This window comes from Stenotrophomonas sp. GD03794, from assembly GCF_029842145.1.
Lineage (GTDB): Bacteria > Pseudomonadota > Gammaproteobacteria > Xanthomonadales > Xanthomonadaceae > Stenotrophomonas > Stenotrophomonas riyadhensis.
The window spans coordinates 1-8,011 of the sequence record NZ_JAOCFV010000094.1; the positions used below are offsets into that span (position 1 = coordinate 1).

The 8,011-nt window shown below is 68.0% G+C and carries 5 protein-coding genes; 2 read left to right on the forward strand and 3 right to left on the reverse strand.

The window, feature by feature from the left end; genetic code table 11:
- Positions 1-32: 32 nt before the first annotated feature.
- Genes smeC through smeA form a run of 3 tightly spaced genes read right to left on the reverse strand, consistent with a single transcriptional unit; the run spans position 33 to position 5,803 of the window.
- On the reverse strand, positions 33-1,448 hold the full coding sequence (smeC, locus tag N5D91_RS23955) for a multidrug efflux transporter outer membrane subunit SmeC (RefSeq protein ID WP_180855602.1): 1,416 nt from the start codon (positions 1,446-1,448) through the stop codon (positions 33-35).
- Positions 1,445-4,594, reverse strand: a complete 3,150-nt coding sequence (gene smeB, locus N5D91_RS23960) for a multidrug efflux RND transporter permease subunit SmeB (RefSeq protein ID WP_180855601.1) — start codon at positions 4,592-4,594, stop codon at positions 1,445-1,447. Before smeB ends, smeC begins: the two co-directional genes overlap by 4 nt.
- A 12-nt stretch (positions 4,595-4,606) precedes the next feature.
- The gene (gene smeA / locus N5D91_RS23965) at positions 4,607-5,803 is read right to left on the reverse strand and encodes a multidrug efflux RND transporter periplasmic adaptor subunit SmeA (protein ID WP_110714053.1); all 1,197 of its coding nucleotides are present in this window, start codon (positions 5,801-5,803) and stop codon (positions 4,607-4,609) included.
- A 117-nt stretch (positions 5,804-5,920) separates the two neighbouring features.
- On the opposite strand from smeA, the gene baeS reads away from it, so the two are divergent.
- Together baeS and N5D91_RS23975 are read left to right on the forward strand one after the other, a co-directional pair.
- Positions 5,921-7,324, forward strand: a complete 1,404-nt coding sequence (gene baeS / locus N5D91_RS23970; protein WP_153854764.1) for a sensor histidine kinase efflux regulator BaeS — start codon at positions 5,921-5,923, stop codon at positions 7,322-7,324.
- On the forward strand, positions 7,321-8,010 hold the full coding sequence (locus N5D91_RS23975) for a response regulator (protein ID WP_110714055.1): 690 nt from the start codon (positions 7,321-7,323) through the stop codon (positions 8,008-8,010). Before baeS ends, N5D91_RS23975 begins: the two co-directional genes overlap by 4 nt.
- The last annotated feature ends 1 nt before the right edge of the window (position 8,011 follow it).

The window sequence follows — 8,011 nt, forward strand, 5'->3', positions numbered from 1 at the left end:
GAGCGGAAGACGCACACACCCGCGCAAGCGCGTTACCGTGCGTCCGCGCCGCCGCCGAGCACCTTGAACAACGTCACCCGGTTGCCCGCCTCCTGCTGCTGCAACGCGATCAGGTCCTGCTGCGCGGCATACAGGCTGCGCTGCGCATCCAGCGCCTGCAGATAGCCGTCCAGCCCGGTGCGGTAACGCGCATCGGCCAGCGTGTAGCTGCGCTGGCTGGCGGCGACCAGCGCACGCTGGGCCTCCATCTGCGCGGTCAGGTGATCGCGCGTGGCCAGCGCATCCGCCACTTCGCTGAAGGCCTGCTGGATTGCCTTCTCATACTGGGCGATGCCGATGTCCTTGCCGATCTTCGAGGCATCCAGCGAGGCCTTCAACGCACCGGCGTGGAAAATCGGCGCGGTGATGCTGGGCGCGAACGACCAGCCGCGGGTGCCGGCCGAGAACAGCGTCGACAACGCGGTGGAGCTGTGGCCGTAGTTGGCAGTCAGCGTCAGCGTCGGGAAGAACGCAGCGCGCGCGGCACCGATATCGGCATTGGCCGCCTGCAACGCGTGTTCGGCGGACAGCACGTCCGGGCGCTGCAGCAGCACGCTTGAGGGCAGGTTGGAAGGCAACGGCGCCAGCGCCACGGTGCCGTCCAGTGCCTGTGCGCTGGGCAGCATCGCCGCCTCCAGCGGCGCGCCCACCAGCAACTGCAGCGCATCACGATCCTGCGCCTGCTGGGTCTGCAGCTTGGCCAGCGCACCGCGCGCGGCGTCCACGCTGGTCTGCACCTGCGACAGGTCCAGGCCCGAGGCCAGGCCTTGTGCATGGCGGGCCTCGGTGCGCTGCAGGGTCTGCTGCTGGCTGTCCAGCGTCTGCCGGGTGAACGCCAGCGACTGCTCGTCCGCCGCCAGCGCCAACCACACCGTCGCCACTTCGGCCACCAGGCTGGTGCGCGCGGCGCGCTGGTTCTCGGCGCTGGCCAGCCAGTTCTGCAGGGCCTCGTTCTTCAGGCTGCGGATGCGCCCGAACAGGTCCAGTTCCCAGCTGCTGATGCCCACCTGCACCGCATCGGATTCGGTCACCTGGCTGACGCCGATCTCGCTGTTGGCATCACTCACCCGCGAGCGGGTGACACTGCCACTGGCATCCACCGACGGCAGCAGCGCCGCGCGCTGGATGCGGTACTGCGCGCATTCCTTCTCCACCTGCAGCATCGCCACGCGCAGGTCGCGGTTGTTCTGCAGCGCCAGCGCGATCACCTGCTGCAGGCGCGGCTCCAGGAACACCTCACGCCAGGCCGGCATCGCCAGTGCCGGCCCGGCCTCGCCGGTGGCGGCATTGCCGAACTGTGCCGGCACCGGCGCCTCGGGGCGCTGGTAGTGCGGTGCCATGCTCACGCAGCCGCCCAGCACGGTGGTCATCGTTGCGGCCGCCAGGGCGCGCAGCAGCATCGGCTTCATGGGCTTGCCTCCGGGGCAGTGGCTTCGGCCGGCGCGCGGCCCGGGAACATGCGGCGCACCAGCAGGTAGAACAACGGCACGAAGAACATGCCCAGCACCATCGAGGCGACCGTACCACCGGCCACGCCGGTACCCAGCGAACGGCGCGCGGCCGAACCGGCGCCGGTGGCGAACACCAGCGGCAGCACGCCCATCAGGAACGCCAGCGAGGTCATCACGATCGGCCGCAGCCGCAGATAGACCGCCTGCAGGATCGCTTCGCGGGTGCTCTTGCCCTGCTGTTCGAGGATGCGCGCGAATTCGACGATCAGGATGCCGTTCTTTGCTGCCAGACCAATCGTGGTCAGCAGGCCGACCTGGAAGTACACGTCGTTGTTGAGGCCACGCAGGTTCATCATCAGCACCGCACCGAACACGCCCACCGGCACCGCCAGCATCACCGCGAACGGCACCGCCCAGCTTTCATACAACGCCGCCAGGCACAGGAACACGAACAGCAGCGAGATGGCATACAGCATCGGCGCCTGGTTGCCCGAGAGCTGCTCCTGGTAGGCCATGTCCGACCAGGCATGGCTGAAGCCTTCCGGCAGTGTGTCGGCCAGCCGCGCGATCTCGGCCATCGCCTCGCCGGAGCTGACGCCCGGTGCTGGCTGGCCGGTGATCTCCATCGCTGATACGCCGTTGTAGCGCTGCAAGGCGGCCGGCGCACTGGTCCAATGCGTGCTGATCAGCGACGACAGCGGCACCATCTGGCCGGCCTGGTTGCGCACGCTCCAGCGCTCGATGTCCTGCGGCTGCATGCGTGCTTCGGCGGTGCCCTGGATGAACACCTTCTTGATGCGGCCCTTGTAGATGAAGTTGTTGACGAAGTCGCCGCCCAACGCCGCGTTCAAGGTGTCATTGACGTCCTGCGGGTTCACGCCCATGGCCTGCGCCTTGGCGTCGTCCACCTTCACCGCGTATACCGGCGCGTCTTCCAGGCTGGCGTAGCGCACGTTGACCAGCTTCGGGTCCTTGGCAGCTTCCTTCAGCAGCGTGTTGCGCGCGGCCACGGCGGCGGCATGGCCGGCACCGCCTTCGTCCTGCAGTTCCAGGGTGAAACCGCCCGCATCGCCCAGGCCGAGGATGGCCGGTGGCGAGGTGATGAATACCTGCGCATCGGGCACGCTGGCCATCGCCGCGGTCAAGCGCGCGGCGATGGTATCGGCATCGTCCTTGCGGTCATCCCAGTCCTTCAGGCGGATGAAGGCCTGGCCGACGTTCTGGCCGCTGCCGGTAACGCTGAAACCAGCGGTGGCCTGGATCGAGAGCACACTGTCGTCCTTCACCGCAGCGGCACTGAGGCGATCCATCACTGCACGGGTCTGCTCCAGGGTGGAGCCGGCTGGCAGCTTCACCAGCGCGTTGAGCATGCCCTGGTCCTCATCGGGCAGGAATGCGCCGGGCAGGTGCCACAGCAGCAGGCCGGTGGCCACGCTCAGCACCAGGTAGAACAGTACGCCCAGCGTGCGCCGGCCGAGGAAACCATCCACGCGATGGCGCAGGCCGTTGGAGGTGCGCTCGAAGCGGTGGTTGAACCAGATGAAGAACTTGCCCAGCAGGCTCGGCTCGCCGCCGTGATCGCCATGCGGGTGGCCGCCCTTGGGAATCTGATGCAGGATGCTGCCGCACAGCGCTGGGGTGATGGTCATCGCCACCAGCACCGACAGGATCATCGCGGCGGCGATCGTCACCGAGAACTGGCGATAGATCACGCCGGTGACACCACTGAAGAACGCCATCGGCAGGAACACCGCGGTCAGCACCAGCACGATGCCGACCAGCGCGCCGGTGATCTGGCCCATCGCCTTCAGCGTGGCCGGCTTCGGGGCCAGCCCTTCGAAGGTCATCACCCGCTCCACGTTCTCCACCACCACGATGGCATCGTCCACCAGCAGGCCGATGGCCAGCACCAGCGCGAACATGGTCAGCGTGTTGATCGAGTACCCGAAGGCCGCCAGCACGCCGAACGTGCCCAACAGCACCACCGGCACCGCGATGGTCGGGATCAGCGTGGCCCGCCAGTTCTGCAGGAACAGGTACATCACCAGCACGACCAGCGCGATCGCCTCGATCAGGGTGATCACCACTTCCTTCAGCGAGATGGTCACGAACGGCGTGGTGGTGAATGCCACGTGGGCGGTGTAGCCATGCGGCCAGTACTTCTGCAGCTGCTGAAGCCGCGCATCGATGGCCTTGGACACGGCGATGGCGTTCGCACCGGCGTTGAGCTCGATGCCCAGCGAGGCCGACGGCTTGCCGTTGAAGGTGCTGATGCTGTCGTAGCTCTCCGGCCCCAGGCCGATCGTCGCCACGTCGCCCAGGTGCACCACGCTGCCATTGGCATCGGCCTTGAGCACCACCTGCGCGAACTGCTCGGGGGTGTGCAGGCGGCTGCGCGCGGTCACGGTCGCGTCCAGCTGCTGGCCCTTCAGCGCCGGCTGGCCACCGAGTTCACCCGCCGACACATCGGTGTTCTGCGCCTGCAGTGCGCTCTCGATGTCCGACGGCATCAGCGCGTACTGGCGCATCTTTTCCGGGTCCAGCCAGATGCGCATGGCGTATTCCTGGCCGATCGGCTGGATGTTGCCGACGCCGCTGACACGGCTGATCTGGTCGTCGATGCGCGCTTCCATGAAGTTGGCGACATCGAAGTTGTCCATGCTGCCGTCTTCGCTGGTGAACGACAGCACCTCGAAGATCGAACCACTGGACTTGGTGATGGTCAGGCCGTTCTGCTGCACCGCCTGCGGCAGCGTCGCCATGGCCGCCTGCAGCTGGTTCTGCACCTGCACCTGTGCGGTGTCCGGATTGGTACCGGTAGCGAACACCAGGTTGACCTGCGCCGAGCCGTCGGAGGCACTGGTCGAGGTCATGTACATCAGGTGGTCCAGGCTCTGCTGGGACTGCTCGATGACCTGGGTGACCGCGTTCTCCACGGTCTGCGACGAGGCGCCGGTGTAGGTGGCGCGGATGGTGATGGTGGGCGGGGCGATCTGCGGGTAGCGGTCCACCGGCAGGATCAGGATCGCGAGCAGGCCGAGCAGGCTGACCGCGATGGCGATCACCCAGGCGAAGATCGGCCGGTCGATGAAGAAACGAACCATGCGCGGCGGGCCTCAGTGCGACTTTTCGTCGGTGTTGCCGTTCGGGTCGACCGCCGGCATCGCCGCCAGCTGCGCCCTGCTGGCCGCCACCGCCTTTACCTGCTGGCCGAGCGATACCGCACTGCCATTGCTGACGATCACCCGCTCGCCGGCCTTCAGGCCCTGCGTGATCTGCCACTGGTTGCCCACCACCTGGCCGGTACTGACCCGGCGTTCCACCACATGGTCCTTGGCATCGAGCAGGCGCAGCAGCGGCTCGCCACGCTCGTTGCGCAGCACCGCCTTCTGCGGCACCAGCAGGGCGCGCGCGTCGGTGGCCATCGGCAACACCGCCTTCAGGTACATGCCCGGCAGCAGCAGGCCGTCCGGGTTCGGGATGACCGCGCGCAGCACCACGTTGCCGGTGCCCGGGTCGACCGCACTGCCAACGAACTCCAGCGTACCTTCATGGGCATAGGTGCTGCCGTCCTCCAGCAGCACCTTCACCTGCGCCTTGCCATCGATGGCCTTCACCAGGCCGGCATCGAGCTGCTTGCGCAGCGCCAGCATCTGCGTGCTGGACTGGGTCACGTCCAGATAGACCGGGTCCAACCGCTGGATGGTGGCCAGCGCCGCGTCCTGGCCGGCGGCGACCAGCGCGCCGGCGGTGACGCTGGAGGTGCCGATGCGGCCGTCGATCGGTGCGGTCACCCGGGTGTAGTCGAGGTTGATGCGCGCGGCCTGCAGCGCGGCGCGCGCGGCGATCACATTGGCCTGCGCCTGCTTCAGCGCCGAGGTGGCATCGTCGGCATCCTGCTTGCTGGCCGCATCCATGCCCAGCAGCGCGCGCGTGCGCTCGGCCTTGGGCTGCGCCGACAGCACGGTGGCCTCGGCCTGGGCCAGCTGGCCACGCGCGGTATCGAAGGCCGCCTGGTACGGTGCCGGATCGACCTGGTACAGCAGCTGGCCGGCCTTGACCTGCTGGCCTTCAGTAAACAGCCGCTGGCGGATCAGCCCACCGATCTGTGGCCGCACCTCGGACACCTCGAACGGCACCGCGCGGCCGGGCAGGGTCTGCTGCAGCGCCAGTGGCTGTGCGCTGGCGGTGATGATGCCCACTTCGGGCGTGGCCGGGACGTCGGTCCTGCCCGCCGAGCAGGCGGCCAGGGCCAGCAGCAGGGGCAACAGCAGCGGACGGGGGGAACGGGACAGCGGGCGCGGGAGTGACATGGGGGGCGTGGAGGCCTTGCGTTGACCCGTGCACGCTGCCGTGGAACTGTGCAGAGAATATGGAGATTGTGCGACCGGCTCAGCTGACGCTTGCTTTCAGCGCCGCATGCGCCGCTAATGGCCCCCGCGATGGCGAAGATTCGACTCAAATTCGGCCTGACCGCGAAGACCTTCCTCGCGATCTTCACCGCCTGCCTGCTGGTGCTGGCAGTGAACGGCATTGCCAGCCGCGTGGCGTTCCAGACCGGCTTCCTGGACTACCTCAACGACCAGGGCGACCTGCGCATGCAGCGCCTGATGCCCCACCTGCAGCGCGAGTACAGCGCCCACGGCGGCTGGGAGCATCTGCGCGGCGACAGTGACCGCTGGGCGCGGCTGCTGCGCCCGGACCTGGCCCATGGGCACGAAGGCCCGGTGCCGCCGCTGTCCGACCAGACCGGCGTTCCCTCACGGCTGGGCCTGTTCGATGAGCAGCATCGGTTCGTGGCCGGCAACCCCGATGCCACCAGTGATGACGATCCGCATCCGGTGCAGCTGGATGGGCACACCGTGGGCTGGCTGGGCATGGTGCCGTTCCAGACCGTCATCGCCACCAACGATCTGAATTTCTACAACACCCAGATGCGCGCATGGTGGGTGATCGGCATCTCGCTGCTGCTGGTGACGGTACTGCTGGCCTGGCTGGTGTCACGCGCGCTGCGCCAGCGCCTGGCCAAGCTGGCCGCCGCCACCCACCGGCTCGCCGCCGGCGACTACGCCACCCGCATCCAGCGCACCAGCGATGACGAGCTGGACGCACTGGTCAACGACTTCAACCGGATGGCACAAGCGCTGGATGATACCGAGCGCAACCGCCGCGCCTTCATCGCCGACATCTCGCACGAACTGCGTACGCCACTGGCGGTGGTACGCGCCGAACTGGAGGCGATCGAAGACGGCATCCGCCCGCTGGACCGCGCCAACCTCGGTGCCCTGCAGGGCGAGATCCGCCAGCTGGGCAAACTGATCGACGACCTGCACGACCTGTCGATGACCCAGTCCGGGGGCCTGGCCTACCGCTTCGCGCCGCTGGACCTGGTGGCACTGCTGCGCAGCGAGCTCAATGGCATGCGCGTGCGCTTCGCCAATGCGGGCCTGGCGCTGGAAGAAGACCTGCCGGCCGGCCCGCTGCCGGTCTCCGGCGATGAGCGGCGCCTGCAGCAGGTCCTGGCCAACCTGCTGGAAAACGCACTGCGCTATACCCATACCGGCGGCCGCGTACGTGTGCAGGCCGCGCGCGTGCCCGCCGGCGTGCAGCTGGTCGTGGAAGACACCGCTCCGGGCGTACCGGCCGACAAATGCGCGCTGCTGTTCGAGCGCTTCTACCGGGTGGAGAGTTCGCGCAACCGTGCCAGCGGCGGCAGCGGGCTGGGCCTGGCCATCAGCCACAACATCATCCTCGCCCACCACGGCCACATCCACGCCGAGCCTTCGGTGCTGGGTGGCCTGCGCGTGGTCATCACCCTGCCGGAGCCTGCATGAGCACGTCCCCCGCTGCGTCCGCGAAGATTCTGATCGTCGAGGATGAGCCACGCCTGGCCTCGGTCCTGCGCGACTACCTGGCCGCCGCCGGCATGGCCAGCGAATGGGTGGACGATGGCGGCCAGGTGATCGACGCCTTCGCGCGCTACCAGCCTGATCTGGTGCTGTTGGACCTGATGCTGCCACAGCGCGACGGCGTCGACCTGTGCCGCGAACTGCGTGCCAGCAGTGACGTGCCGGTGATCATGGTCACCGCGCGGGTGGAAGAGATCGATCGCCTGCTGGGCCTGGAGATCGGCGCCGACGACTACATCTGCAAGCCGTTCAGTCCGCGCGAAGTGGTCGCGCGGGTGATGGCAGTGCTGCGCCGCTACCGCCCGGACCCCGCTGCACGCGCCAACAGCGGCCTGCACATCGATGAGCCTGCGGCACGCGCCACCTGGAACGGCAAAGGCCTGGACCTGACGCCGGTGGAGTACCGCCTGCTGCGCACCCTGCTGGCCACGCCGGGCCGGATCTGGGCCCGCGATGAGTTGCTCGACCGCCTCTATCTGGACCATCGCGTGGTAGTCGACCGTACCGTCGACAGCCACGTGCGCAACCTGCGCCGCAAGCTGGCCGACGCCGGCATGGAAGGCGAGCCGATCCGCTCGGTATACGGGATGGGTTACAGCTACGAACCCTAGC

Excerpts from the sequence above, each read along its gene's own strand:
- baeS (WP_153854764.1), top strand. The coding sequence starts at position 5,921 with ATGGCCCCCGCGATGGCGAAGATTCGACTCAAATTCGGCCTGACCGCG.
- smeC (WP_180855602.1), bottom strand. The coding sequence starts at position 1,448 with ATGAAGCCGATGCTGCTGCGCGCCCTGGCGGCCGCAACGATGACCACC.
- N5D91_RS23975 (WP_110714055.1), top strand. The coding sequence starts at position 7,321 with ATGAGCACGTCCCCCGCTGCGTCCGCGAAGATTCTGATCGTCGAGGAT.
- smeA (WP_110714053.1), bottom strand. The coding sequence starts at position 5,803 with ATGTCACTCCCGCGCCCGCTGTCCCGTTCCCCCCGTCCGCTGCTGTTG.
- smeB (WP_180855601.1), bottom strand. The coding sequence starts at position 4,594 with ATGGTTCGTTTCTTCATCGACCGGCCGATCTTCGCCTGGGTGATCGCC.